The organism is Streptomonospora salina, assembly GCF_014204715.1.
In the GTDB taxonomy this organism is placed as follows: domain Bacteria; phylum Actinomycetota; class Actinomycetes; order Streptosporangiales; family Streptosporangiaceae; genus Streptomonospora; species Streptomonospora salina.
Genome location: NZ_JACHLY010000001.1, coordinates 3,449,564 through 3,475,052, shown reverse-complemented (window position 1 = coordinate 3,475,052; position 25,489 = coordinate 3,449,564). Strand labels below are relative to the sequence as shown.

General features: G+C 72.0%; 18 protein-coding genes. 6 read left to right on the top strand and 12 right to left on the bottom strand.

The window, feature by feature from the left end; genetic code table 11:
• Positions 1-162 precede the first annotated feature (162 nt).
• From HNR25_RS15790 to ychF, 8 genes are all read right to left on the bottom strand, one after another.
• The gene (locus tag HNR25_RS15790) at positions 163-1,335 is read right to left on the bottom strand and encodes a C40 family peptidase (RefSeq protein WP_184636239.1); all 1,173 of its coding nucleotides are present in this window, start codon (positions 1,333-1,335) and stop codon (positions 163-165) included.
• Positions 1,336-2,028: a hypothetical protein gene (locus tag HNR25_RS15785; protein WP_184636237.1), complete on the bottom strand. Its 693-nt coding sequence runs from the start codon at positions 2,026-2,028 to the stop codon at positions 1,336-1,338.
• Between the two features lie 30 nt (positions 2,029-2,058).
• On the bottom strand, positions 2,059-4,383 hold the full coding sequence (locus HNR25_RS15780) for a type IV secretion system protein (protein ID WP_184639386.1): 2,325 nt from the start codon (positions 4,381-4,383) through the stop codon (positions 2,059-2,061).
• 119 nt (positions 4,384-4,502) lie between these two features.
• Positions 4,503-7,016 carry an ATP-binding protein gene (locus HNR25_RS15775; RefSeq protein WP_184636236.1) on the bottom strand — a complete coding sequence of 838 codons (2,514 nt, stop codon included), beginning with the start codon at positions 7,014-7,016 and terminating at the stop codon, positions 4,503-4,505.
• A gap of 76 nt (positions 7,017-7,092) precedes the next feature.
• Entirely contained in the window at positions 7,093-11,916 is a 4,824-nt protein-coding gene (locus HNR25_RS15770) for a conjugal transfer protein (protein WP_184636234.1), read from the bottom strand.
• 12 nt (positions 11,917-11,928) lie between these two features.
• Entirely contained in the window at positions 11,929-12,234 is a 306-nt protein-coding gene (locus tag HNR25_RS15765; RefSeq protein WP_184636232.1) for a hypothetical protein, read from the bottom strand.
• Positions 12,235-12,321: 87 nt separating this feature from the next.
• Entirely contained in the window at positions 12,322-13,299 is a 978-nt protein-coding gene (locus HNR25_RS15760; protein ID WP_184636230.1) for a conjugal transfer protein, read from the bottom strand.
• Between the two features lie 1,066 nt (positions 13,300-14,365).
• The gene (gene ychF, locus HNR25_RS15750) at positions 14,366-15,460 is read right to left on the bottom strand and encodes a redox-regulated ATPase YchF (protein WP_184636226.1); all 1,095 of its coding nucleotides are present in this window, start codon (positions 15,458-15,460) and stop codon (positions 14,366-14,368) included.
• A 294-nt stretch (positions 15,461-15,754) separates the two neighbouring features.
• Between ychF and HNR25_RS15745 the strand changes: the two genes are divergently transcribed.
• From HNR25_RS15745 to HNR25_RS15735, 3 genes are all read left to right on the top strand, one after another.
• Positions 15,755-16,714 carry an FkbM family methyltransferase gene (locus HNR25_RS15745; RefSeq protein WP_184636224.1) on the top strand — a complete coding sequence of 320 codons (960 nt, stop codon included), beginning with the start codon at positions 15,755-15,757 and terminating at the stop codon, positions 16,712-16,714.
• Between the two features lie 116 nt (positions 16,715-16,830).
• Positions 16,831-18,291, top strand: coding sequence for a DNA recombination protein RmuC (locus HNR25_RS15740; RefSeq protein ID WP_184636223.1), 1,461 nt, complete (start codon positions 16,831-16,833; stop codon positions 18,289-18,291).
• Positions 18,292-18,323: 32 nt separating this feature from the next.
• Positions 18,324-18,857 (top strand): DUF6542 domain-containing protein, encoded by a 534-nt coding sequence (locus HNR25_RS15735; protein ID WP_246463686.1) that lies wholly within the window; start codon positions 18,324-18,326, stop codon positions 18,855-18,857.
• A gap of 66 nt (positions 18,858-18,923) precedes the next feature.
• Here HNR25_RS15735 and HNR25_RS15730 read toward each other — a convergent pair whose 3' ends face one another.
• Entirely contained in the window at positions 18,924-19,139 is a 216-nt protein-coding gene (locus tag HNR25_RS15730) for an exodeoxyribonuclease VII small subunit (RefSeq protein WP_184639382.1), read from the bottom strand.
• Between the two features lie 134 nt (positions 19,140-19,273).
• The gene (gene xseA / locus HNR25_RS15725) at positions 19,274-20,512 is read right to left on the bottom strand and encodes an exodeoxyribonuclease VII large subunit (RefSeq protein WP_184636221.1); all 1,239 of its coding nucleotides are present in this window, start codon (positions 20,510-20,512) and stop codon (positions 19,274-19,276) included.
• 316 nt (positions 20,513-20,828) lie between these two features.
• On the opposite strand from xseA, the gene HNR25_RS15720 reads away from it, so the two are divergent.
• Entirely contained in the window at positions 20,829-21,233 is a 405-nt protein-coding gene (locus HNR25_RS15720) for a hypothetical protein (RefSeq protein ID WP_184636219.1), read from the top strand.
• A 285-nt stretch (positions 21,234-21,518) separates the two neighbouring features.
• Here HNR25_RS15720 and HNR25_RS15715 read toward each other — a convergent pair whose 3' ends face one another.
• Complete coding sequence (locus HNR25_RS15715) at positions 21,519-22,136, bottom strand: DUF8129 domain-containing protein (RefSeq protein ID WP_184636217.1); 618 nt, start codon at positions 22,134-22,136, stop codon at positions 21,519-21,521.
• A 362-nt stretch (positions 22,137-22,498) separates the two neighbouring features.
• Here HNR25_RS15715 and HNR25_RS15710 point away from each other — a divergent pair, with 362 nt between their 5' ends.
• Positions 22,499-23,467: a 4-hydroxy-3-methylbut-2-enyl diphosphate reductase gene (locus HNR25_RS15710; protein WP_184636215.1), complete on the top strand. Its 969-nt coding sequence runs from the start codon at positions 22,499-22,501 to the stop codon at positions 23,465-23,467.
• 94 nt (positions 23,468-23,561) lie between these two features.
• On the opposite strand, the gene HNR25_RS15705 is transcribed toward HNR25_RS15710, so the two are convergent.
• Positions 23,562-24,167, bottom strand: a complete 606-nt coding sequence (locus HNR25_RS15705; RefSeq protein ID WP_184639380.1) for a TetR/AcrR family transcriptional regulator — start codon at positions 24,165-24,167, stop codon at positions 23,562-23,564.
• A 143-nt stretch (positions 24,168-24,310) separates the two neighbouring features.
• Here HNR25_RS15705 and glpX point away from each other — a divergent pair, with 143 nt between their 5' ends.
• A complete protein-coding gene (glpX, locus tag HNR25_RS15700; protein WP_184636213.1) occupies positions 24,311-25,342 on the top strand; it encodes a class II fructose-bisphosphatase in 1,032 nt (343 codons plus the stop codon).
• Positions 25,343-25,489: the final 147 nt, after the last annotated feature.

Below are 25,489 nucleotides of genomic sequence, written 5' to 3'. Positions count from 1 at the left end.
GGCTCCGACAAACGTACCGACTACGAGCAACGCCGCTGTAGTTCCACATCCGAACACCAGGAAGAAAGCACGCCACCCGCGGACTCCCTGCCTTTTGCGCGGCGCGGCCTTCTCTTCAGTCATTTTCCGATCCTCAGCAGTGACGAGGGAAGCGGTCGCAGACTACTGTGCCCGGTCACCCAGTTGAGCCTTCACGTCGGGATGCTCCAAAGGGCGGGTGAACCCGAGGATGGCAGACCGGCCGGGAGCATCGTACTCGCGCGTCGCGATCGGCCCGCAGTCGGTGCACCATGCCTCGACCATGAGCCCGTCCCCGACGACCATGCCGACGTGCCCGGGCGTTCCGCCGGGGCCGTTCACATCGAAGAAGACCAAGTCTCCGGGCTGTTCCTCGCCCTCCGGAATCTTCGGGCCGAAGGCCCACTGGTCTTGGGACACCCGCGGAATGGAAACACCGATGCTCCCGTACGCGCCCTGTGTCAGCCCCGAGCAGTCGAATGCGTCCGGGCCGGTAGCGCTCCACACGTACGGCTTTCCGCGCTGGTCCATCGCCCATTCCACGACGTCCTGCGCCAGATCGCTCGACGCCAGCAGACTGATCGGCTCGCCTTCGTCGTCGAGTTCGCAGTTGACGGCCCGCTGGACGGATCCGCTGGTCTCGAAGTCGCCCTCAGCGTAGCGGTCGGCCCAGCTCGTGACCTCGTCGACGTACCCCCACGAATGGTTATAGGCGAAAATCGCCTCGTCCATGTCTTCCTGCGCACCGTGGGCGAGGAGGTAGTCGGCCGCCGCGGGGATCGCATCGGCGGGATCGTAGACGCTCACGGTTCCGTCGCCGTTGCCGTCCTGGCCGTAGCCCTCCTCGGGCCGGTCGTCGGCGTCCATGACCGGCTCGCCTCCCCAGCTGTTACCCGCGGCCGAGCCGTCGAGAGCGCCGAACTGCATGGGGCCCGCAGCGCCGGCATCGTTGTGGCCCTCGGTGATACCCGCCCCCGGCCAGCGGCCGTGGTCGCTCTCGGCCTGTCCGACGCTGGCAAGGACGTTCCAGGGAACGTCCTTCTCCTCCCCGACCGAACGGTAGAGGTCCAGATAGTCCTCCGGGATGGAGTCCTCGGCATAGCCGCTGCTCTCCGCCTGGTCAGTCGCTCCATCGGAGGTGCATTGCAACGCTCCGACCGAGCTGATGATCCCCGGGTTCAGCGCTGTCAGCGGAACGATGACGACGCCGACCACGATCGCGCCGAGCAGGAACAGGCCGACGGCGATCGCCAACCGCGTGACGGCGGCCCCGGTGTCCGCATTCCGGGCGGCCGGTCCGGCGAACAAAGAGATCATTCAGTCACCTGCCGAATCTCCCGGCTGATCGGGGACGTCGCCGAGGTTCCCGGCATCGGAGGGCTGGAAGTCGTAGACCCGCCACTCGCCGCCTTGATCCGCGACGGTGACGGCGAACTCGCCCAGGTCGTCGGTAGTTCCGTCCTCGCCTTCGGTGATCGACTGCACCTGCACCACGAACGTCACGGAATCGTCGCCGAACGTGCGGACGGATTCGACGTTCGCCCGTCCCTCGGAGACGGCCTCCTGATCGGCCATGTCCTGCCAGAGGGCGCTGGCGCCGGAGCTTTCGGCGAGGGTCTGGGCGTAGTCGTCCGTCGCGAGCTCCTGCATGCCGGCGTAGTAATCCTCGGGGGACCCCGAATAGTCGATGGTCCCGTATGACCGGCCGAATTCCTGCGCTGTCGCCGCCGCGGCCTTGAACTCCTCCTCGCTGAAGGGGAACCACTCCATCACCGGCATGTCCTGGGCGGCCGTGGTGGGGATCGGGCTCGGCGGCGCGACGTCCCCGGTACCGCTCGCCTGCTCGCCGCCCACGGCGGGCGGCTCGGAGGCGGCCCCGGAGGACGCCGCGTCGTCGCCGGAGCCGTCGCTCCACCCGCCCAGGCTCAGGTAGATGCCGAATGCCACGAGCACGACGACGAGAGCGCCGAACACGAGGCGCTGCTGACCTTCACTGAGAGATCTGGGCATATCGGGGGTTTCCTAGTGGAGGACGGTCGTTCAGTCTTCGTCCCGCAACCAGAACGGCCGGTCGCGCCGGACGTCGCGGCGGCGCTGGGATTCAGTACCGGTCCAGAAGGGGCTGCTCGGGGCGTCGTTGTTCTTGTCGCCGGATCCGCTGATCCAGCTTCCGCCCTCACCGGACCCCTTCGACGGTGCGGGGCGGGGCTGGCGCGGTTCGCGCGGGGGCGGCGCGCTGCGGCCCTGCTTGGATCGGGGACCGCCCCACCGGGAGCCGCGATTGACGTTTCCTTGCGGCGGTGTGGCCTCGCGGCCGCGGAAGATGCCGGCGCCGGAGTTCGGATCGGCACGGCGCGCTCCCCCGTCGCCCGACGGCGCCTCGTCGCCCGAGGACCGCTGCGGAGCCGACCGCTGGTCGCCGCCGCCTCCGCTGCCGAACACCGAAGACCAGCCGGTATCGCCGCTTCCGGTGTAACCGCCGGCGGGGCGCGGCGGGATGCTTCCCGATCCGGAGGAAGCGGCGCGGGCGCTGCCGTTGCCCGCTCCTCCGGACGCGGCCTCGCTGAGTCGTGGCGCTTCCGACGTCGAGCGGCCGGCCGCGGCGGCCCGCTGCTGGCCCCGTTCTCCGTCCTGCCCGAGGTTGAGGGGCGGGGGGGCCGAATTGCCGCGCACCCTGCCGTAGCCGCCGCCGGCACGCCCGCGCCCGGCGTCGCCGCGGGCGCGGCCGACCTCTGCTTCGGCCGCTTCCTGCTGCGGGACTCCGCCGCCACGGGGCGCCTCGGCCGCTTCCCCGGCACCGGCCGCCGCTCCGCCTCCACCGGCCGGAACCGCGGCCGCCGCTCCGGCAAGCTGAGGGCTCCGCTTGAGGCCCCACTTCTGAGCCCGCATGTAGGCCACGGGAGGCAGCACGTTCGAGCTCTTGCTCAAGGCGCTGCTCGATGCAGCGTCACTCACCATCCGCGACGTGAAGGTATTCGCATTCACGGATTGAAAGAGATGAGCGAACGGCCGTCGGTATATGAACAGAGCGAGGGTAAAGAGGGCAAGCAGGATCATCTGCAGCCCCCATCCCAGATTCGTAGCCATTACCATACCGTAACAAACAACCAAAAGCGATACGAGAAGCATGATGAATATCTGCTTGAGAAGCAATCCAAGCAACATCTCGAACCAGCGCAGCAGCACCGTCCGGCCATATCCAGGGTGAATCCCAATGAGCAAGAATATCGGAGAAAGCAAAAGCAAGAGTAGAAATCCGATTTTCAAGACAATCAGTGCCACTGACGCAGCAAGTATTAGCCCGCCAGCAAAAACTGCCGCAAACAATGCAAGTGTAGCAACACCCAGACGACTCCCTTGCTGTTCGCCTTCGAATAGCGGGTAGACCTCTGGGTAAGTCCGCTCGATTCCACTAGCGATTTCCTGATAGTCTTCCTGTTTTTGCTCCACGAGCTCCGTGGGATCCGTCTCACCATTGGCGATTTGCTGCTGCTCAGCACGACTGATCCCTTGCGCCTCAAGTAAGGGCATTGCGTAACGCTCGGAAGCGGAGTTTGCAGCCACACCACTCCCGAATTCTCCAGACACCCAAGGGCGGCAGACAAGTCCGGACCACAACATCTGAGCATTTTTTCGGACAGCGAAGTCACTTTCGCTCTCCCAGTTGGCCTTTTCAATCTCCGGCGCAGAAGTTGGACACGTGGCTCCGCCACTCGGCGTCGCAACCCTCGAAATCGCCGAATTCACCAGCTGGCCGCCCGAGTTCACTATAGTTCCCGCGTAGCCCAGGATCTGTCCCGGATTGACGAGGATCCACATTCCGAGCGTGGTTGCCAGCACCATCCAGACCGCACTCTCGATGGTGAGGGTGACGCGCTTTCGGATGAGTCCGTACCACCCGAGCCAGACGGCACCGAGGATGATCACCGTCGGCAGCAGCGGGCGCCAGATTCCTTCTCGGAGCTGCATGACGACGTCTTCGACCAGCGTGTTGAAACTGGCGAGGAGTCCGTCTGAGGTCGCCGCCTGATAAACCGTGATCGTCGACTGGTTGATGGTCTTCGAGAGGTTCCACGCCGTGTTGCTCAGCGTCGCGACGGCCGCCGAGCCCATTTTGTCGACGCAGGATTCCCGGACCACGTGCCATTGCTGCCCGGCGGTCCCGTACTGCCCGTACAGACTGGAGTCCGGGGGCAGGCCGTCAGGGGACTGCGCGGCGGTTTCGGCGGCCTGCGGCGGCACCAGCAGGCCGTCCGCTCCGCTGCCTGCGGCCTCCGGCTGGGGGGCGGGTTCCCCTTCGCAGACCGGGGCGGCCTGGGCGCTGCCGATCGGTGTCATCAGGAAGGCCAGCATGAGCGCAGCCATCACCAGGTTGCGCTTGAAGCGCCTCGGGCCCCGGCGCCGCCGCCGGCGGGGCGGTGCGGCTGACGGAGGTTGTGCGTCGTCCTCGGAGGCGTACGCGGCGGTCGGCGTCGCGGTGTCGGTCACTGGTCCTGCCCCATCCTCCTGGTACCGCCGGTGCCGCCTGTCGCAACCAGGGGCCCGGCGCCTGCGCCGTCGTCGTCGGGGATGTCGTCCGGCCGGTTCCGTGTGGGGTTGGTGTCCAGCCACTCCAGGAGTTCTTCGGACACCAGGTCCACGGCGACCCGTCCAGCGCGGCCGTCGAGGTCGCGGAAGATGCTTTCGCCGTTGCCGAGGTTGCGCAGCATCGCCTGGTGCTCCTCCGAGGAATCGACCCCCAGCAGCGACATGACGCTTTCGACCTCGTGGCGCTCGCTGGAGCGGAAGGCGAACACACTGGACAGGCAGTTGGTGACTTGCTCGTTGAGGAGGTCGCCGGCGTTCTGGCTGACCAGGATCAGGGCGGTGTTGCGGGAACGCCCCATCCGAGACACTTCGGGCACGAGTTTGGCGCCTTCGGGCGTGGAGGTGACGGCCCAGGCCTCGTCCAGGAAGATGGCTTTGGGCAGGTGGCGGTCGAGGCCGTTCATCAGCCTCCGGGCGAACTGGCTGACCAGGTAGAGCAGGGCGACGCTGAGCCGCTGCTCGTAGGAGTAGTCGTCACGCTGGACGGCGGAGTCGGGCAGGGTGAGTCCGCCGAGCGTGAAGACGGTGGTCCAGCCTTCGGTGTCGATCTGGGTTTCGCCCTGCGGATCGAAGCACAGGCCCGCCAGCCGCATCTCCGACATGGACCGCAGCACGGCACCGAGGTTGCGGGAGGCGGGGTCGTCGGAGTCCTCCAGGTGCTCGACGACTTTGGCGAGACTGGGGCGGGGCTGGTTGGCGACGGCGGCCACCGCCTGGATCATCGCCGATTCCCGTTCCTCGCTCATTCTGGGCAGGAGCAGCCGCAGCGTCTCGGTGGCCATGGTCTTCTGCGCGGACAGGTCGTCGCCGAAGGCGAACGGGTCCAGCAACCCCGGTTCGGCCGAGGCCATGGACATGATCCGGGCCTTGCGGCCGCGCCGCTGCAGCAGCCGGACCAGCGACTCCGCATCGCCCTTGGGGTCGATGGCGGCGACGGTGACGCCGCGCAGCGCGAGCTGGTGGATCAGCAGCAGCGCCAGCGTGGTTTTTCCGCCACCGGGCTCGCCGGTGATCGCGATGGCCGTGGGGCGGTTGCGTGCCGCCGCCACCATCGGGTCGAAATGCACGACCGAGCGCGCCCGGCCGATGGTCTCGCCGATGTAGGGACCGGTCCAGCCCGCGCCAGCCGAGTCGCGGCGGTCGCCCAAGTCGATGGTGGCGGTGGGCATACCGCCGGCGATGGTGCGCAGCGGCTGGCGCTGGGCGTAGGCGTTGAGCCGGATCCGGTCGCCCGGAAGCGACTCCGAGAACAGCGAGAACTGGTCGCCGGTGGAGTTGACGACGTCGATGCCGATGTCGCGGTAGTGCTCGACGACCGCCTCCACCCGCTGCACCAGCAGGTTCTCGGTGGGGGCCGACACCATCAGGCGGTGCCAGCCGTAGACGAAGGGCAGCCGCTCCTTGGTGATGCCGTGCTCCAGCATGCGCGCGGCGTCGATCTGCTCGGCGAGCGCGATCGGGGCGTCCGCCCCGGCTTCGCGGATGTGGGCGTCCATGTCGCGTGCATGGGCGAGCTTGCGGCCGACGTCCTTGCTGGCTTTCGCCGGCGGAACGAGCTTCATCCGCAGCGACAGCTCCACGGGGAACGGCAGCGCGTCGGCGTAGTGCAGCCACGGCTCCCCGTCGGGGAAGGGCATCAGGTCGGGGAACCGGGAGAAGGACAGGTAGGCGACGTAGGTGGAGCCGGTGGGCTGGTCCAGCCGCAGCATGGACCGGCCGTTGTGGACGACGCCTTCGACCAGCTGCTCGATTTCGCCCTTGCCCCAGGTGCGGCGGCCCGCGGCGGAGCGGCGGGACTCCTCGATGGTGCCGGTGACCGCGTGCCGGATCAGCCACGCGATCTCGTCGGAGGTGGCGTGGCGGGCGTGCAGCGAGCTGGCGGCCAGCGCCCGGCCGAGGCGCTCGGCCTGGTCGGTCCAGTTGGCCAGCTCCTTGGCGTCGATGGCGTCGTCCTCCAGGCCCAGCACCTGCTCGGTGCGCTGGTAGGCGCTGATGAACTGGGCGAACACCCCCTGGGAGAGCTGGCCGCGCACACCGCCGCGCTGGCCCAGGCGCACACCCAGGTAGACCTCCTTGGTCCAGAAGTCCTTGGCCCACACGTGCCGGTACATCTCGTCGAGGTAGTCGAACCAGCCGGGCCCGGAGTCGGATGTGGCGTCGAGCCGGGTGGCCCATTCGGCGGCGGGGTAGGTGCGGTGGGCGACGCGCAGGTGCACTTCGGCGTCGTTCATCCGGATGGCCGCCAGCGCGATGGTGATGTTGGTGGCCAGGGCTTCGCGTTCGTCGGGGGTGGCGAACTCGTACGACACGGTGGGCAGGCGGAAGTAGGCCCAGGCCTCGGCATCGCTGAGCAGGATGCGGTCGTCGAAGTAGCGGACGGAGAGGCGGGTACCGCTCCTGCTGCCGTTCATCGCTGATCCTCCCCGATCGTGGGCGTGGTGGTCCGGTGGCGCGCTCCCCGGCGTAGGGGCGGGGCGCCGCCGCGGGTCATCGGCGGGCCTCCGACGTTCGGCGCCGGGGGCCGCCCGGGTGGGGCCCTCCGGGGGGCGCGGAGCCTTCCAGCCCGCGCACCAGGACCCCGCCGAGGGCGCCGTGGGCGCGCCGCGTGGTGGAGCGCAGCGCGCCGACGTCGACGACCTTGCCCGCGGCCAGGTGGTCGTCCCACGGCACCCGGACGATGGCGCGGCAGCGGCCGCGCGCCACCTGCTCCGCGGCGTCGACGTCGGCGAGGCTGCGTTTGCTCACCCCGTTGATGACGACCACCGCGGTGGAACGCAGCGCGGCGTATCCGTGGCCGTCGAGCCATTCGAATGTCATGGCGACGGCCCGCGCGGCGTCCTCGCTGGCGGGCGCCACCAGCACCATGCCGTCGGCGGCGGGCAGGGCCCGCGCGACGCCGGTGGCGGCGGGGTCGAGCACGGTGACCTCGTAGAACCGTTCCAGCAGCCCCGCCAGGCCCGCGTAGTCGCGGTCGTCGAGGGTCTGCACGTACGGGTCGTCGAGGGTGGCCACGATCTCCAGGCCGGTGGACTGCAGGCGGGAGGTGTAGCGGCGCATGCCCGCGTAGGTGTGCACGGAGTCGGCGTTGGCCAGCAGCGAGGTGACCGTCTCGGGGGTCTCGGAGCGGATGCGCCGCGACAGGCCGCCGCTGCCGGGGTTGACGTCGACGGCGGCGACGCGCTCGTCGCGGTAAGCGGCGAGGGTGTGGCCGAGCATGAGGGTGGTGGCGGTCTGGCCCGCTCCCCCGGTGCAGCCGAGCACGACGACATTGCGCGCGGCCGGCAGGGGAGTGCGCAGCCGGCCGATGTCGCCGTCGGGCAGGTCGGACTTGGCTGCCGCCGGGGAACCGCCGGTGACGACGCGGGCCAGGCGGCGCCAGCCGCGGGTGCCGCTGGGGTCGCCGGACGCCGACCGGTCGGAGTCGGCCGAGGGGGCCTGGGCCGCGGGGTCGCCGTCGGAGGGCGCGCTCATCCGCTGCTGCTCGCCGGTGCCGTGGTCGAGCTGCAGTTCGGGTTTGTCGGCTTCGTCGTCGCTCCGGCTGCCGGTGGAGCCGCCGCCGTCGGGCTGGGCGGCGGTGCCGGGCGCGGGGTCGGCGTCCGTCCGGGGGACCGGCGGGGTACCGGGCGGGGTCTGGCCGAACAGGTGGCTGAGCCGGCGGGCGTTGTGGGCGACCCGCGCGAACACGCCGTCGTCGATGTCGGCGGATGGGGCGTTGCGGACGGGGCGGTCGCCGACCGCCGGGGACGGCGCATCGGCGCCGCCGGTGTCGGTGTCGGCGGTGTCGGCGGACATCGCGGGCGAGCCGCCGGTGGGGCTGGACCGGATGGTGCGCGAGAGCCGGTCCGACCGGTCGCCGTGCCGGTCGCCGCCGACGGCATCGGGACCGGCGTCGGCGGTATCGGTACCGGCGTCGGCGCCGGTGCCCGCGTCGTCGCCGACTGGGGCGGCCGCGGCGGGCTCGGGGGGGTCGGCGGTGTCCGCGCGGCGGGCGGCCTGGTCGGGCTCCGCGCCGCTGGGGCGCGGCCGTCCGGCCGCGTCCGCGCGGGTGTCCGGGGCCGATGCCGGGGCCGGGCGGTGCGGGGTGTCGACGCGGCCGAAGGAGGCGTGCTCACCGGTGCCGTGGTCGAGTTCGAGCGAGGGTTTGCCGGTCATGGCAGCCGGCGCCGCGCGGTCCGTGCCGTCGACCGCACGGTCGACGTCGGTACCACGGTCGGGTTCGGCGCTGCGGCCGGCGCCCGCTCCGCTTCCGGGCTGCGCTCTGCGGTCGGTTCCGTCCGGAGGCCCGGCCAGCGGCGGAAGGGGCGGCTGGTCCGCCGCATCCCGGGCGTCCCCTCCGTCAGCGGTGGCGGGGGCGGGGGCGGACGGTTCGGCGGGGGCCGACGGTTCGATGCCGTCGGGGCGGTCGCTGTCACCGGTGGTGGCGGCGACGCGCAGCGACGGGGCGGCGCCGGTTTCGACCGGAGGGCCCGCCAGCGGCGGAAGGGCATGGTGGCCGCCGGCGGCGCGGCCGCCGTCCTCTGCGGCCGGCTCGGCGCTCTCGGCGGTGCGCTCCTGCCGGGGTGCACCCGGCCGGTCGTCGTCGGCCGGGTGCTCGGCGGCGGGCGCGGGCCCGTGGCCCCCGCCGTCGGAGAGCCGGCCGCTGCGCTCGCCGTCGGCGTTCGTTCCGTCCTCGCGGTCGGTACCGCGGGATTCCGGGGTGTCGGTGAACCAGGCCACCGGTCGGCGGGGCTCGGGGCCGCCGGCTTCCTGGAAGCGGGGGCGAGGCGGCGGCGGGGTGTCGGTGTGGCCGAGGTAGCGGTCCAGGACCGCCAACTGGTCGGCGTGATCGTCCCGGTCGTCTGCGGTGCGCGGCGGCCCGTTCTGCCGCTCGCCGCCCGGCGCGGCGGGCTCCCCGTCGGGCTCCTCGCGGACGCCGTGGTCCGCCGCCCGGGTCTCCTCCGGCGCGGATTCCGCCTCGGATTCCGCCGCGGATCCGGGGGCCGCGACCGGTTCCGCGTCCTCGTCCGGCCGGCGGCCGGGCGCGGCGTCGTCGGCGCCGTCCCACCCGCCCCGGGCGGCGTTCCCGGTCCACCGGTCTGCGCTACCGGGCACCGCGGTAGAGGCCCGTACCACCTGGGCCAGGTTCTCGTGTGCGTCCGTGCCGTGGTCGAGTTGCAGCGGCGGCTTTCCGGAAGCCTCCCGGTCCGCCGGGGCCGCCTGGTCGACCTGGTCCGCCTGGTCGGCGTCCGAAGGCCGCTGCTCGTCGCCGCCACTCGCGGCGTCCCGGTCGGCATCGGCTTCGGGGCGGGCGGGCTCGGTGCCGGTACCGGTCCCGGGACGGATGCCCTCACCGGCGGACTCGGTGCCGGTACCGGTCCGCCCCCGCTCGGCGGAGGCCGCCGACACGCGCACGAGTCCGGAGAGGCTGTTGTGCTCGTCGGTCCCGTGGTCGAGCTGCAGGGACGGCTTGCCCGAAGCCTCCCGCGCGGCCGGGGCACCCGCGGATCCGCCCAGCGCGTCCTGCCCATCCCGCGCGTCCGCGTAATCCGGCCCCGCGGTCTCCGCTGCCGGCGCCGTGTCCTCTCCGCGCCGCTGCGGGTCGGGGGCGTCGGCGTGCTCGTCGGAGCCCCCGTCCAGCGGGACGGGCAGGTCCCACGGCGCGGCGTGCGGGCGGCGCTGGGCGCGGCGCTCGCGCAGAGAGGGGCGGCCGGTCGGCGCGGCCTCTCCCGCGCCGCGTCCGGGTTCGGCGGGTTCGGGAGGGAGGGCGCGTTCGCGGACGGGCTCGGTCCGGACGGGCGGGTCCGCGGGGGCGGAGGCGGCGGACCGGGCGGCCTGCCCCGGGGCGCGTTCGTCGGAGCGTGCGTGTTCCAGGCGGCGGGCGACCTCCATTCCTTGGGCGCGCCCGCGCAGCCGGCGCTGCGGCCCGAGCGCGGGTGCGGCCGATTCGTCGTGCTCGGACGCTGCGGCGTGCTCGCGCTCCGGCTCGGGCTCGGCGGGCACCGGCGCCGCCATCATCTCCTCGGTGGGCCGGCGGGCCGCGGCGTCGCCCGCGGCGGGGCGGTCGACGGCCGCGGGCGGTTCGGCCCCGGCGGCCGCGCGCTCGGCGTCGGCTGCCGCGCGGGAGTGCTCGTCCTCGCTCAGTGCCGGGCTCTCGGCCGCGGCCAAGCGCTCGGCGAGTTCGGCGGGGGTACGGGCCGCACCGGGGATCGGCCCGGTCACGGGGCCGCGGGTGCCCGGAGCGGGGCCGCGGTTCCGGGTGTCGGGATCGGCACCGGCCGGGGGCGCCTTGTGGAGGGCGAACCCGAAGTAGTTCAGGATCCGCACGCCCAGACCGCGCTCGGGTGCCGACTGGGCGGTCTCGCGGTCGTACTCCCATTCCCGCCGCAGGTCGGGCGGTGCGGATTCGGCGGCCGACGAAGCGGCGGCAACGGCGTGCCCGTCGGCCGGCGCCTCCTCGGCGACCGGCTCGGCGACCGGCTCGGCGACCGGCTCGGCGACCGGCTCGGCGACCGGCTCGGCGACCGGCTCGGCGACCGGCTCGGCGGCAGCCGCAGGCTCGGGCCCGGTGGCGGGGCGCGCGAACTCGGGGATATGCCCGGACGTGCCCGCGCCCGGTTCCGGAACAGCGTCCGGTTCGGGTTCGTGCTCAAGCTCGGGCCCGGACCCGCTCGCGGGATCCGCGGGCCCGCGGCCGGACGGCGCGGCCGCCGGCACCGGCTCCTCGCCCTCCCCCAGCGGGTCGGCGGTGTGCTCCCGCTCCGCCGGCGCGGGCTCGTCCAGCGGCGACGCGAACGGCAGCGCATCGGCGAGCGGAGGCGCCTGATCGGCCGTGCGGTGCGGCGCTGCGGCCGCCCGGACCGGCTGCTGCTCTTCCTCCACGGCCGGTTCCGGCTCGCCCTCACCCGAGCGGGCGCGCCCGCGTGCGGGTGCCGGTACGGCGGCCTCGGGCAGCGGTCCGGCCCGGGGATCGCGGTGCCAGACGCGCACGATGACCGCGGCTCGGCCGGATTCGCGCTCAGGGCGCAGCCGCGTGAACGTCCGGGGCTCGGCGAGGTAGCGGGTCTGGGAGGAGATGAGCTCGCTGAGCCGCTTGCCTTCGATGACGGGACGGGTGGCCAGGAAGGCGATGACGAAAGGGGGAACGATGTAGACGACGTGCAGCGGCATCTCAAGCGGGACGCCGACCAGGCGCAGCAGCATCACCCAGACGAAGGCCACGCCCACGACGACACCGATGAAGACGACCGAGACCGGCTGGGGAAGCCGGAAGTCATACAGCTTGTAGAGCTTCTTCTCGATCCGCCAGATGTTGGTGTACGTGGGCAGGTCCACGTCTGTGGCCTCCTACTCGGTCGACACGCCCATCGCTTGGGCGATTGCCCGCGCGGTCACCTCGATGATCCCCGGCACGTAGAACACGATCCCGATGAAGATCGCCAGAATGATGAATTGAGCGAATCGGGTGATCTCCCTGGTGAACAGGAAGAAGATGGCGACGACGGAGACGATGACCAGGAACAGGGGGCCGAAGAACCCGCGCAGGAAGTCGGCGAGCCCGGAGGTGTCCGGGGCGTTCTCGGTCGCGGCGAGGGCGATGGGGCCCGCGGCGTCGGCGACCGCGGGGGTGAGACCCGTAAGCAGGGGGTGCATGTCAGTCGCCGTCCCCTCGCGTCTCACATCTGGGTTGCATGGTTGCTCGTCTCCTCGGCATCGCGGCCCTGCGGGGTGTCGCTGCGGCTATTCGCCGAACGACTGCGGGGCTCCATGGATCTCTCGCACATACCAGCTCTCTCCGTCCTTGACGACGGTGAGTTCGTAACTCTGGGTGAGTTCGCTGGAAGCGTCCTCTCCGGCCCCGGCCGGGGTCCATACGACCTCGGCCGTGACCTGCCGCCCATCATTGTCCCCCGAACCGGATGCGGGCACGACGATGTCCACAAGTTCGACGAATTCGAGCGTGTCGGGAGGCAGCCGGTCGATGCGCGCGCCGGGCTCGACGAAGTCGGACAGGTAGTCGGGGTCTTCGGCGTAGGCGCCGAAGAAGCGCTCCAGCCGCGGAAGCAGTTCGTCACGCGCCGCTGCGTCGGTGTCGGCGGTCTCGGGGGCGGGCAGCTCGGCCCGGCCGGGAGCGGCCAGCAGGGCGGGCGGACCCGAGACGACGAAGCTGTCGGGGCCGGCGGCGTAGATCGGCACGTCCAGACTCATCGGGGCGCCGTCGACGTCGGCGCTGAGCGTGACGACGGCGTTCTCCTCGTCGCGGACGTCCACCCCGACGACGCCGATGCCGTCGCCGCTGACCGACTGGCCCTCGGCGGCGAAGGAGGCGGCCCGGCCTTCGGGGACGAAGGCGGCCAGGGCGTCGGCGCGCTCCTCGTCCTCCAGGCCGTCGGCGTCGAGGTAGACGCCGGCGAAGCGCGCGGCGAAGCCGGAGGCGGCCGTCTCGGGGAAGTCGGGCTCCTGCTGGGCGTCGGATTCGTCGTCGGTCGCGGGTTCGGCCAGTCCGCCGCGCAGCGGCATCCAGACGCCGTTGAAGATCACGACGATGATGAACGCCCACAGCACCGCGCGTCCGACCCCGATCCACCAGCGCCCGCCGGCGCCGGCGCGGGGGCGGCGACTGCGCCGCGGGGAGTCGCCGAACTCGTCGGGGCCGCCCGCCTCGGCGGGATCCTCGACGGGTCCGCCGCCGCGCCGCGCGGTCGGCTTGCGAGCCATCTACGCCTCCCCATCCCCTCGTGGACGCGGTCCACCGGCCGGATTCCCGGTGCCCTGTCTATCCCACACCTATGGTGCGCCATTGTTACGCATCTCGGCCGCGTCTACCTCTCCGTGTTTCGTGTCTGACCCGCACGGTGTACCTACCGGCATGCCTCAGGAGCAAGGGAGCGTTCAGTACACACCGGGCGATACCAGCAAAGCCCCTGAATCAGGCACGGTCAACGCACCGATTGCGGTCCGGCCGGAAAGGAAGCTATCGCTCTACAGGAAGGTTTCTGTGTCGGCGGTGTCTCGGGAAAGGGGCGCCACGGGAACTCTGGACGGGCTTTCACCTGCGAATCCATACCGCAGAAGGGAGACCGCCCGCCGGCGGGCGAGCGGGACGGGCACGGTACGGGCGGCCGGGCATGTGTCGCCTTTCACCCGGAGTTTCCTAATCGGTTCGCATCAAAGCGACCGAAAACGTCTGAACTGGAATCACTACCCAACGTGTAAAACCGGTCGGACAACCGGACACGGCGTGAACGTCGTAACAAGCTGTCCGAAACAGGCGCCTACAGCACCCGAGCGGCAGCCGCCCACGATTGCCACGGGTCGACGATCGCCACACCGGTCGGGGCGACGTCGGCGATGGTGCGGGTGACGACGGTCAATCCGTGCGCGGCGGCGGTCGCCGCGCTGAAGCTCGGGTCAGGCCCATGCAGCCGCACTGCACGGCGGACGGCTGATGACCGACGCGCGCGAGGACACCGCCGACCCGCCCCGGGGTCTCCTGGACATGCTGAAGGCCCGCTACCGACACCGGTGGAGCATCCGCGGATCCGCCCGCTCGGGCGGGCCGTCGCTCCCTGCTGTCCGCGCTGTCCGCGCAATGGTTCGCCGACCGCCGCGAGCCGCCCACGACGTAGAAGTGCGACACGGGAGTACGGCCCGCCCGGGAACGCGGGTCGTACTCCGACCTCACACGCTGAAGCGGAACCCCATCACGTAGCCGCACGGGGAAATCTCTGTCGGAGAGACAGCCAGACCCGCAGCTCATGCTCGAGGTCGAACCGGAACGCGACTACACGTTGAACCGGAACTCCACCACGTCGCCGTCGGCCATCACGTACTCCTTGCCCTCCATGCGGACCTTGCCCGCCGATCGGGCCGCCTGCATGGAGCCGGCCGCCATCAGGTCGTCGTAGGAGACGATCTCGGCCTTGATGAAGCCGCGCTGGAAGTCGGAGTGGATGGCGCCGGCCGCCTCGGGGGCCGTGGCCCTCTTGCGGATCGTCCAGGCGCGGGCCTCCTTGGGCCCGGCGGTGAGATAGGTCTGCAGGCCGAGGGTGGAGAATCCGACGCGGGCCAGCTTGGCCAGCCCGGATTCGGTCTGGTCCATCGACTCCAGCAGCTCGGCCGCTTCCTCCTCGTCGAGCTCGGCCAGCTCCGCCTCGATCTTGGCGTCGAGGAAGATCGCCTCGGCCGGGGCCACCAGCTCCGAGAGCTTGGCGCGCAGGGCGTCGTCGCCCAGCTCGTCGGTGTCGAGGTTGAACACGTAGATGAACGGCTTGACCGTGAGCAGGTTCAGCTCACGCAGCAGGGACACGTCGACGCCCGCCGGCGCGGCGCCGGCCGAAAGCCCGACGCCTTCCTCCAGAACCTTGCGGGCCTCCTGTGCGGCGGCCAGCGTCTCCTGGGCGGTCTTGTCCTTGGCGTTGCGCTTCGCGTCCTTTTCGAGCCGCGGGACCGCCTTCTCCAGAGTCTGCAGATCGGCGAGGATCAGCTCGGTGTTGATGGTGTCGATGTCGCGCGACGGCTGGATGTCGCCCTCGACGTGGGTGACATCGTCGTCATTGAAGACACGGATGACCTGGCAGATCGCATCGCTCTCGCGGATGTTCGCCAGGAACTGGTTGCCCAGCCCCTCGCCTTCGGAGGCGCCGCGGACGATGCCGGCGATGTCCACGAAGTCGACCGTCGCCGGGATGGTCTTGGCCGAGGCGAACATCTCGGCCAGGGTGCCGAGCCGGGAGTCGGGCACCCCCACGACCCCGACGTTGGGCTCGATGGTGGCGAACGGGTAGTTCGCCGACAGAGCTTCGTTTTTGGTCAGTGCGTTGAACAGTGTGGACTTGCCGACGTTCGGCAGGCCGACGATCCCAATTGACAGACTCACGGGTACCGAGTCTAGGCCGTCACGAGGGGCGGACTCACCGTCGGGCGCAGACGCGGACTTTTCTGGGACACGCATGCCATCTTCGGATGAAACGCCCTGCGAGCTGCCCCGTTTCGGAGTAGTTTCATGTTGAACCGGTCACGTATGCACGAGGGCGCCCCCACGGGGCCGCCCGGCCCGGGAGGGGATCCGGTTCGACGGGCGGGGACGGCGGAGGCATCCGGACGCGCCGTCGGGGGGACGGGTGCGTACGGGCCGCCGCAGCATGCGAGGCACAGAGTGGGGGGACCGTTCGTGGTACACGGCCAGATGCGCGCCTTCGTGCACCGATACCCGGCGGTGCATTACGCGACCCGCCAGATCCGGATCCGGCTGCCCCAGCGCCTGGGCGGGCTGAACCCGGAACACGTCCCGCCGTGGCAGCGCCGGTTCGAGCTTCCGCTGCCGCGCCGCACCGGCAGGGCCGAAACCGGCCGCTCCTCGGTGACCGTCACCGCCCCCGGCTACTACCGGGTGCCGCGGCGCCTGCACTACGGGGGCCTGGCCTCCTACGAACCCGAGACGCTGGCCTGCTACCTCGCTGCGCTGGAGCACGCCCGCCCCGGAGCCGTGCTCGACGTCGGCGCCAACATCGGCCTCTACGCCGCGCTCGCCGCCGCCCGCAGCCGCCGCCGCGTCTACGCCTTCGAACCGGCGCCCCGCATCGCCGACACCGCCGAGGCCATCGCCCGCGACAACGGGCTCGACGTCGAGGTCGTCCGGCTCGCGCTGAGCAACCACAGCGGAACGGCGGCGCTGCGGATGTCCCCGGTCGCCGACACCGCCAACATGCTGCTCCCCGACGCGGGATCCCAGCTCGGGCGGGTCGTCGTCGGCGTGGAGACCCTCTCCCACTGGCGCGAGCGCGCCTGCGCGGCCCCCGCGATCGTCAAGATCGACACCGCGGGCACCGAGCCCGACGTCGTCTCCGGCGCCTTCGAGGTGCTGCGGCGCTTCCGCCCGTGGATCTTCTGCGAGGTGCACCCCGAGCACGGCGCCGAAGAGCGGCTGATGGCGCTGCTGGAGCCCTTCGGCTACTGCTGGTACCACCTGTGCGGCGAGCCCCCCTACCCGCTGCGCGCGGTCATCGCCGGCCGCGGGCCCGACCCCGCCCAGCGGATGTGGCTGTTCGCGCCCGAGCCGGTGCCCGACCGGGTCTGGGACACCGTCCGCGACTGGTACCGCGCCCTGGGCCGGCCCGCGCCGCGGCTCTGACACCCCCGCGGGGGCCGCCGACGGTGCGCGCCAGCCGCCCGGCACGTCTTTTGCCTTCTCTTGCCCGCGCGTGGCGCGCGGTTGCGGGGCCGGGCGGGTTGAGACGATGGGCGGCTATGGACGGTCTTGACTTGATCCTGGTGCTTCTGGTGGGACTCGCGATCGGCACGGCACTGGGGTGGATGCTGGCGCGCAGCCGCCTCGCCGAGGCGCGGGCGCAGGCTAGCGCCGCCGACGAGCGCGCCGCCTACATCGAGGACCGGCTCGGCGAGCGCTTCCGGTCGCTGTCGGCCGAGGCCCTGGACGAGACCAACCGCCGGTTCATGGAAATGGCCGAAGGGCGGCTGCGCGCCGTCGGCGCCGAGACCGGCAAGGACATGGAGGAGCGCCGCGCGGCCGTCGAACAGCTCGTGACACCGCTCAAGGACACCCTCGGCCGGGTCGAGACCCAGCTGCGCGAGGTCGACGCGGGGCGGCGGGCCGCGCACGCGGAGCTGGCCCAGCAGGTCGACCAGGTCCGCCAGGGGTCGGAGCGGCTGCGCGACCAGACCCAGTCGCTGGTGAGCGCGCTGCGGCGGCCCGAGGCCCGCGGCCGGTGGGGCGAGCTGCAGCTGCGGCGCGTGGCCGAGCTGGCGGGAATGAGCTCCTACTGCGACTTCGAGGAGCAGGCCGGGGCGGATACCGACAACGGGCGGTTGCGGCCGGACATGGTGGTGCGGCTCGCCGGCGGCAAGAACATCGTCGTCGACTCCAAGGTGTCGCTGTCCGCCTACCTGGAAGCCGTCGAGACCGACGACGCCGACACGCGCGCCGATCGCCTGCGCGCCCACAGCAAGCAGCTGCGCTCCCACGTCGACCAGCTCGCCGCCAAGTCCTACTGGGCGGCGTTCACGCCCGCGCCGGAGTTCGTCGTGCTGTTCGTGCCCGGCGAGGCGTTCCTGGCGCCGGCGCTGGAGTACGACCCGCAGCTGCTGGAGCACGCGATGGGCCGCAAGGTGCACATCGCCACCCCCACCACACTGGTCTCGCTGCTGCGCACCGCGCAGTACGCCTGGCAGCAGGAAGCCCTCAGCGAGAACGCCCGGGCGGTCTTCGACCTGGGCAAGCAGCTGTACTCGCGGCTGTCGACACTCGGCGGCCACATGGAGGGGCTGGGCAAGGCGCTCTCGCGTACCGTCACGGCGTACAACCAGACGGTGGGGTCGCTGGAGAGCCGCGTGCTGGTGACGGCGCGCAGGTTCGAGGAGCTGGGGCTGGTCGAGGGCGACCTCGGGCGCCCCGGCGGAGTCGAGGAACAGGCGCGACCGCTCGCCTCGGCGGAACTCGCGGATGCGGACACCGCGCGCGGGGAAGGCTCCGGACCGGATGCGACCGCCGAGCCCCCCGCCGCCGATCCCCGCACCGAGCTGTACGGAGCGCCGTTCGCGGCGGCGCCCGTGTCCGGCGGCCCCGCGACGGAGAACGACGCGGGGGCCGACGGTCCGGACGGCGGCTCCGCCGCGGAATCCGGCGGGCACCGCAGTGGGGACACGGCGTGGAGAGAGGAGACACACTCTTCACCGGGAGTGACATACTGAACACCGTGGGCAACACAAGGGAGCGTGCCGATATGGTGACGCGCAAACCGCAGCGCACGGACACGGCGCCGTCCGCCGGACCGCGGACGCCCCACCGCGCCACCCCCCGCACCGAACCCGCGAGCCCCGCGGGCGGCGCCCCGGCCGGAGGACCGGTCGGCGGCATCCGCCTCACCGGGCGCGGCGGCATCCTGCTGATCACCGCCGTCAGCCTGGCCTTCGCCCTGATCGGCCATCTGGCCGGTTCGCCCCTGGTCAGCGGGATCGCGTTCACCGCCGCCTGCGTGGTGGCGGCATTGCTGGTGCGGCCCACCGACCTGCTGTCGCTGACCGTGAGCCCGCCGCTGGCCTACTTCGTCGCCGCGCTCATCGCCGAGATCGCAGTGACACTGGGCGAGGAGGGCTTCTCCCGGGCGGTCGCCATCGGCATGGCCACCCGGCTCGCCGACGTCGCGCCGTCACTCTTCCTGGGCACCGCACTGGTCCTGGTGATCGCCGTCTTCCGCGGCCTGCCCAGCAACATCCGCGAGTTCAGCGACCAGGTCAACGGCCGCCGCCCCCGCTGATCGCGTAGCCACCGTCACGGGAAATCGCTTTCACTCTCGGTAGCTACACGACCAGCGCGGGTCGGGTCAGAACGGGGCGTCCTCGTCGGAATCCCCGCCCCGGCCGCGCTCCTCCATCGCCACGGCGAGCTTGGCGCGGGCACCTTCGAGCCACCGTTCGCAGGTGGCGGCGAGGCTCTCGCCGCGCTCCCACAGCGCCAGCGACTCCTTCAGCGTCAAACCGCCGGCTTCGAGCTTGCGCACGACGGAATCGAGTTCGTCGCGCGCCTCCTCGTAGCTCATCTCGGGGGCGGCGCCCTCGGTCCCGGCGCCGGTTCCGGCGGCGTCCGCGGCCTCCTGTCCCGCGCCGTCGCCGGCGCCCTGGCCGGCGCTGTCCGTGCCGGTGCTCTTCTCGGCGGCCACTGCGCTTCCCCCTCCTACTCGTCGCTGTCGCTGTCGCCGCCGCCGGGATCGGTCCCGTCGACGGTCGCGGTGATGCTGTCCTCGGCGAAGCGGACCCGCAACGGATCGCCGCGCTCGACGTCGTCGGCCGAGCGCACCACGGATCCGTCCGACCGCTGCACGATCGCGTAGCCGCGCGCCAGCGTGGTGGCGGGCGAAAGCGCGTGCAGGCGGGCGCGGGTGTGGGAGAGGTCGTCGCCGGATCGGTCCAGCGCCGCGCTCATGCACCGCCGCGCACGGTCGCGCAGCCCGTTCACCTGCTCGGTCAGCCGGTCCATCTCCCGCAGCGGGCTGGCCAGTACGGGCCGCGACCGCATGCCGGCCAGCCACGACCGCTCCCGCTCGATGCCGCCCGTCAGCACGCGCCTGCCGCGGTCGCGCAGCTGCCGGACGAACTGGAGCTGCTCGCCGACATCGGGAATCGTCTTCTTGGCGGCGTCGGTGGGCGTGGAGGCACGCAGGTCGGCGACCAGGTCGAGCAGCGGGCTGTCCTGCTCGTGGCCGATCGCGCTGACCACGGGGGTGCGGGTGGCGGCCACGGCGCGCACCAGCGCTTCGTCGGAGAAGGGCAGCAGGTCCTCCAAGGATCCGCCGCCGCGTGCGACGACGACGACCTCGACCTCGGGGTCGTCGTCGAGCTCCGTGAGCGCCTCCAGAACCTCGCCGACGGCGCGGTCGCCCTGGACGGCGACTTCGCGCACCTCGAAGCGCACGGCGGGCCACCGGCGGCGGCCGTTCTCCAGGACGTCGCGCTCGGCGGCCGACTCGCGACCGCACACCAGCCCGACCGTGCCCGGCAGGAACGGCAGCGGGCGCTTGCGGTTGTCGGCGAACAGGCCTTCGGAAGCCAGGGTCGCCCGCAGGCGCTCCAGCCGCGCCAGCAGCTCGCCGATCCCGACGTGCCGGATCTCCAGCGCGAGCAGCGAGAACGTGCCGCGGGCGACGTAGAAGTCGGGTCTGGCGTGCACGACGAGCCGGGCACCGGCCTCGGGGACCGGAGCGACCGCCTCCAGCACCCGCACCGGGCACACCACGCGCGCCGAAACGTTGGACACGGGATCGCGCAGGGTCATGAATACCGTGCCGCCCCGGCGGCTCATCTCGGCGACCTGTCCCTCGACCCAGATCTTGCCCAACCGCCCGATCCAGCCGCCGACCGCCTGCATCACGACGCGAACGGGCTGCGGGGACTCGGCCGAGCTCTCCATACCCATGGCTGCGAGCCTAGAGCAGCCCGCCGACAGAACACGTCCTCGGGCACGGCGCGCTGCCGGTCAGCGGCCTGCGGTTCAGGGCTCCGCGCTCCGGCGCCGGGACGGACGCGGGGCCGCGGGCGGCAGGGTGGCGGCCGATCGGTGGCCGGGTGCGGCCAGCGTGCGGGGTTTAGTCACCGGCCCCGTCGGGTGCGCGGCGGCGGGCCCGCCCCACGGCCCTCAGGAGGAGCCGTTCCCCCGTCTGCGCGGGCTTTCCGGCTCTGCAGAAGGTCGCCTAGGGTGCGGTCAGGAACCGCCCGGAACCGAGGAGTCGTGAGTGCACGAGCAGATCGCCGCATTGGCCGCCTCGGCCTCTACCGCCCTGGTCGAGGCCATGACCGCCGACGGATGGACCGCGCTGCGCGACCGGTTGGCACCGCTGCTGGGACGCGGGGACCACGACGGCGAAATGCGCGCCCTCGCTGATCTGGAACGGTCCAGCGGCGACATCGCGGCGGCGTCCGGCACCGGTCTGCCGGCGGTGCGCGCCGGAGCCCAGGCGCTGTGGCGGGAGCGGCTGCGCCGGCGTCTCGAAGAGGATCCCGGTCTGGCCGAGGAGCTGCAGAATCTGCTCGCCGAGGCCTGCGAATACCGCGGCTCCGGCAGCTACGCCGTGCAGGGCCCCGCGTTCCGCGGCCCCGTGAAGATCGGGGGTTCGGCGACCGGATCGGCGGTTACCTGAGCCGAGCGCGGCGCTGGGCGCCGGGAAAACGCTCGGCCGACGGTCCGGAGACAGCAGCCGCGGAGCTCCCGGCCCGGCGCACCGGCCGCCCCCGGCGCGGACCGCTGCGGTGCCGGAGCGGCGGCCGCGGCGGCAGGACGGCACCGCCCGGTTCCGGATGTCGGGAAACGAAATTGTGGCCCTACCGCGGATGCGGGTGTGCACCGGTCGGGCACCGGCCCCGCCCCGGCGGCCGGCGACCGCCGTCGCCATGGCAGGCCCGGGCGGCGTACGGCCGGGGTTCGGCTACTCCTGGTCCTCGCTCTGCAGCTTGGCGATGCGGTTGTCGTACATCTTGATGAACTCCGGGCGCTCGCCGTGGGCGACCTCGTAGGCGCGCAGCTCGCGCACCTGGTCGATGGTGAGCTTGCGCAGGCGGGCGCGGATGGAGGGGAGGGTGAGGTCGTCGTAGCCGGGCACCGGCAGGTCGTCGGCCGCAGGGGCGGCCTGGCGGCGGACGCCCTCCAGGACGGAGTCGTCGGCCTCCTGGGTGGTGGCCTCGGCGGTGGCGAGCTCGTCGGCGACGGCGGCGCGCTCCTCGGGAGTGACGGCATGGGAGCCCTCGCCGGAGGTCTCCCCGGTGGAAGCGTCCGGGGCGGAGGCCCCGGTCTCGGCGCTGTGCGCGGCCTTCTCCTCGGTCCCGCCGGCGGGGGCGGACACCGGCTTCTCGGCGGGGGCCTCCTCCTCGGCCGGCGCGGCGGTCGCCGTGCCGTTGGCCGCGGCGGTGGTGCTCTCGGCCGTTCCCGTCTGCGCCTTCTTCTCAGCGGGGGCGGACGCCGGGCTCGGCTCGGCCGCATCTTCCTTCTGTCCGAAGATGCCCTTGACCATGGACATCAACTTGCTGGCGATGGACGGATTCGACATGGGACTGGGGGCTCCTGATGCTCTCGTCATAGGACGGGGCTGCGCGCGGCCCCGCGGACTCGGCTCGGACGGTACACGTAGCACACGCACGTCTGTCCCGTCCCGCGCGATCTGACACCGCCGGAGCGGCCTGTTCGTTCACCGATGAGTCAAGAATAGGGGAGCAAGCGTCGCCGGAAGTGCGCCCGATGTGAATGCTTTCGCCCCGTCGCGACGCAAACGAGCGCCGACCGTTATCGCCGGGTCACCTCAGGCGGCGCCGGGTCCCGGCCCCCGCACCGCGGGTCGCCTGCGGGCGGTACGGCCCGCCCCGCTCCCCTTCCCAGAACCCGCCGCGGAAAGCGGCCCTTAGGATGGGGAGCATGACTGCGACGAACCGCCGCCGAGTCCTGCTCGCCAAGCCCCGCGGCTACTGCGCCGGCGTGGACCGCGCCGTCATCACGGTCGAGAAGGCCCTGGAGCAGTACGGCGCTCCCGTCTACGTGCGCAAGCAGATCGTGCACAACACCCACGTCGTCAGCTCGCTGGAGAAGCGCGGCGCGATCTTCGTCGAAGACACCACCGAGGTCCCCGAAGAGGCCATCGTGGTGTTCTCCGCCCACGGCGTCTCGCCGCAGGTCCACGAGGAGGCCCAGCGGCGCGAGCTGAAGACCATCGACGCCACCTGCCCTCTGGTGACCAAGGTCCACAAGGAGGCGAAGCGGTTCGCGGACGAGGACCGCGACATCATCCTCATCGGCCACACCGGCCACGAGGAGGTCGAAGGCACCAGCGGGGAGGCGCCCGAGCACATCCAGGTCGTCGACAGCCCCGACGAGGTGGACAAGGTCGAGGTCCGCAACCCCGACAACGTCTCGTGGCTGTCGCAGACCACGCTGTCGGTCGACGAGACCAACGCCACCGTCGAGGCGCTGCGTGAGCGCTTCCCCAATCTGCTCGACCCGCCCAGCGACGACATCTGCTACGCCACCTCCAACCGGCAGGACGCCGTCAAGGAGATGGCGGCCCAGTGCGACCTGGTGATCGTCGTCGGCTCGGACAACTCCTCCAACTCGGTGCGGCTCGTCGAGGTCGCCCTGGACGCCGGTGCGACCAGCTCCCACCTCATCGACACCGCCGACCTGATGGACGAGTCCTGGCTGGAGGGCGTCGAGACGGTCGGCGTCACCAGCGGCGCCTCGGTCCCCGACCTGCTGGTCCAGGACCTGCTGGACCGCCTCGCGCGCTCGGGTTACGAGGACGTGCACGAGGTCGAGACCGCGCAGGAGAGCCTCACGTTCTCGCTGCCCAAGGAGCTGCGCCGCGACCTGCGGGCCGAGACCGCGAACTGATTCCCGCGGCGGCGGTGCCGCCCGGCACCGCCTCGCCCGGCGCGCCTGCCCGGCCCCGGTCGGCGGCGGGCGCGCCGGGCGACGGCCCCTGCGGCTACCGGCGTTCGCGCGGCTCCAGGCGCGACAGCAGCGAGGTGATGTCGTCGGCCAGGCGCCGGGCGTCGGCGTCGTCGCGGCGCACGACCTCGTTGACGGCGACCAGCATCGCGCCGCTGACCACCATGAGCAGCGCCTCGTCCACCGGCTCGTCGGCCTTGCGGAACAGCGCCACGTTCCGGTCGGTCCACTCCCGCAGGCGGTCGCGCAGCTTGGACTCGAATCCGGGCGGGCCGTCGCCGGAGAAGAACAGCACGGTGGTGTCGCGCTCGTCGATCGCGCCGTCGAGGTAGGCGCGCGCGGCGATGTACATCAGCCGTGTGGGATCGGTCTCGCCCCGGGTTCGGGCGCGGGTCACCGCCTGGTGGGTGCGCTCCTGCTGGCGCTGCTGGAACTCCTCGTACAGCGCGGTGTACAGGTCGGCCTTGCCGGTGAAGTGGTGGTAGAGGCTGCCGACGCTGGCTCCCGCGTATTCGACGACCTCGCTGACTCCGGCCCGCGCGAAGCCCACGGTGCGGAACACGTGCGCGGCGGCGTCGAGCAGCGCGCTGCGCGTAGCCGCACCCCGCTGCGAGGTCCGTACGGGTTTGGGCGCTTTGTCCACAGTCAACGTCGACGTACCGTTCCTTTCCGCGGCGGCGTGCCGTCGGCCCGCCTAGGTCGAGATTACGACAAGTGATTACGCTTGCCCCAAACCACCGACCACGTCCCGCCCGGCACGCAGCGCCGGCTTGGAAGGGTTGAGCGATGAGCGTTCCCACCACCCCGCCGGAGTCCCCGGGTGCCCCCGACCGAAACCTGGCGCTGGAGCTGGCCCGGGTCACCGAGTCCGCAGCCCTCGCCGCCGCCCGCTGGGTCGGCCGCGGCGACAAGAACGGCGCCGACGGCGTCGCGGTGCGCGGGATGCGGCACATGATCAGCACCGTGTCGATGACCGGCACCGTGGTGATCGGTGAGGGCGAGAAGGACGACGCCCCCATGCTGTACAACGGCGAGTCCGTCGGCGACGGCGCCGGCCCCGAGTGCGACGTGGCGGTCGACCCCATCGACGGCACGCGCCTGACCGCGATGGGCATGCCCAACGCCGTCTCCGTACTGGCGGTGGCCCCGCGCAACTCGATGTTCGACCCTTCGGCCGTGTTCTACATGGAGAAGCTGGCCACCGGCCCCGATGCGGCGGACGCCGTCGACATCGACGCTCCCATCGCCGACAACGTGCGCGCCGTGGCGCGCGCCAAGGGAATCACGCCTCAGGACGTGACGGTCGTCATCCTCGACCGGCCCCGCCACCAGGACATCGTGCGCGAGGTGCGCGGCGCCGGCGCCCGGATCAGGTTCATCACCGACGGCGACGTGGCCGGGGCGATCATGGCGGCGCGCGCCGACACCGGCGTCGACCTGCTCCTGGGAATCGGCGGCACCCCCGAAGGCATCATCGCGGCCTGCGCGATGAAGTGCCTCGGCGGCGTGATCCAAGGCCGGTTGTGGCCAACCGACGACGCCGAGCGCGCGCGTGCGCGCGCTGCCGGGCTCGATCCGCAGCAGGTGCTGAGCACCGACGACCTGGTCTCCGCGGAAGACGTGTTCTTCGCCGCCACCGGCATCACCGACGGGGAGCTCGTCGGCGGCGTGCGCTACGAGGCCGGGGGTGCGCTCACCGACTCCCTGGTCATGCGGGGTCGGACGGGGACCGTGCGCCAGGTGCGCAGCGAACACCGGCTGGCGAAGCTCGCCGCGTTCAGCGGCGTGGACTTCGCGTCCCCCGCAACCGCGCACTGACCCGTAACCGCACCCATCATCTGCAATGGGACGTTTGCGCATTGGTACCTTCGAAGCGGATTACGTGCGTCGCTGCGGAGGTTCGATGTCCTACCCTGATCCCCCCAATCAGCCGCCGTGGGGAGCGCCGCCGGGACCGCCCGGCGG

Bases quoted from the DNA above. Each gene is read 5' to 3' on its own strand.
- HNR25_RS15735 (WP_246463686.1), top strand. From the start codon at position 18,324: ATGGTGACGCGCAAACCGCAGCGCACGGACACGGCGCCGTCCGCCGGA.
- HNR25_RS15760 (WP_184636230.1), bottom strand. From the start codon at position 13,299: ATGGCTCGCAAGCCGACCGCGCGGCGCGGCGGCGGACCCGTCGAGGAT.
- HNR25_RS15775 (WP_184636236.1), bottom strand. From the start codon at position 7,016: ATGAACGGCAGCAGGAGCGGTACCCGCCTCTCCGTCCGCTACTTCGAC.
- HNR25_RS15740 (WP_184636223.1), top strand. From the start codon at position 16,831: ATGGACGGTCTTGACTTGATCCTGGTGCTTCTGGTGGGACTCGCGATC.
- HNR25_RS15780 (WP_184639386.1), bottom strand. From the start codon at position 4,383: ATGGCTGCGCTCATGCTGGCCTTCCTGATGACACCGATCGGCAGCGCC.
- HNR25_RS15730 (WP_184639382.1), bottom strand. From the start codon at position 19,139: ATGAGCTACGAGGAGGCGCGCGACGAACTCGATTCCGTCGTGCGCAAG.
- glpX (WP_184636213.1), top strand. From the start codon at position 24,311: ATGAGCGTTCCCACCACCCCGCCGGAGTCCCCGGGTGCCCCCGACCGA.
- HNR25_RS15785 (WP_184636237.1), bottom strand. From the start codon at position 2,028: ATGCCCAGATCTCTCAGTGAAGGTCAGCAGCGCCTCGTGTTCGGCGCT.
- HNR25_RS15710 (WP_184636215.1), top strand. From the start codon at position 22,499: ATGACTGCGACGAACCGCCGCCGAGTCCTGCTCGCCAAGCCCCGCGGC.
- xseA (WP_184636221.1), bottom strand. From the start codon at position 20,512: ATGGGTATGGAGAGCTCGGCCGAGTCCCCGCAGCCCGTTCGCGTCGTG.
- HNR25_RS15715 (WP_184636217.1), bottom strand. From the start codon at position 22,136: ATGTCGAATCCGTCCATCGCCAGCAAGTTGATGTCCATGGTCAAGGGC.
- HNR25_RS15765 (WP_184636232.1), bottom strand. From the start codon at position 12,234: ATGCACCCCCTGCTTACGGGTCTCACCCCCGCGGTCGCCGACGCCGCG.
- HNR25_RS15790 (WP_184636239.1), bottom strand. From the start codon at position 1,335: ATGATCTCTTTGTTCGCCGGACCGGCCGCCCGGAATGCGGACACCGGG.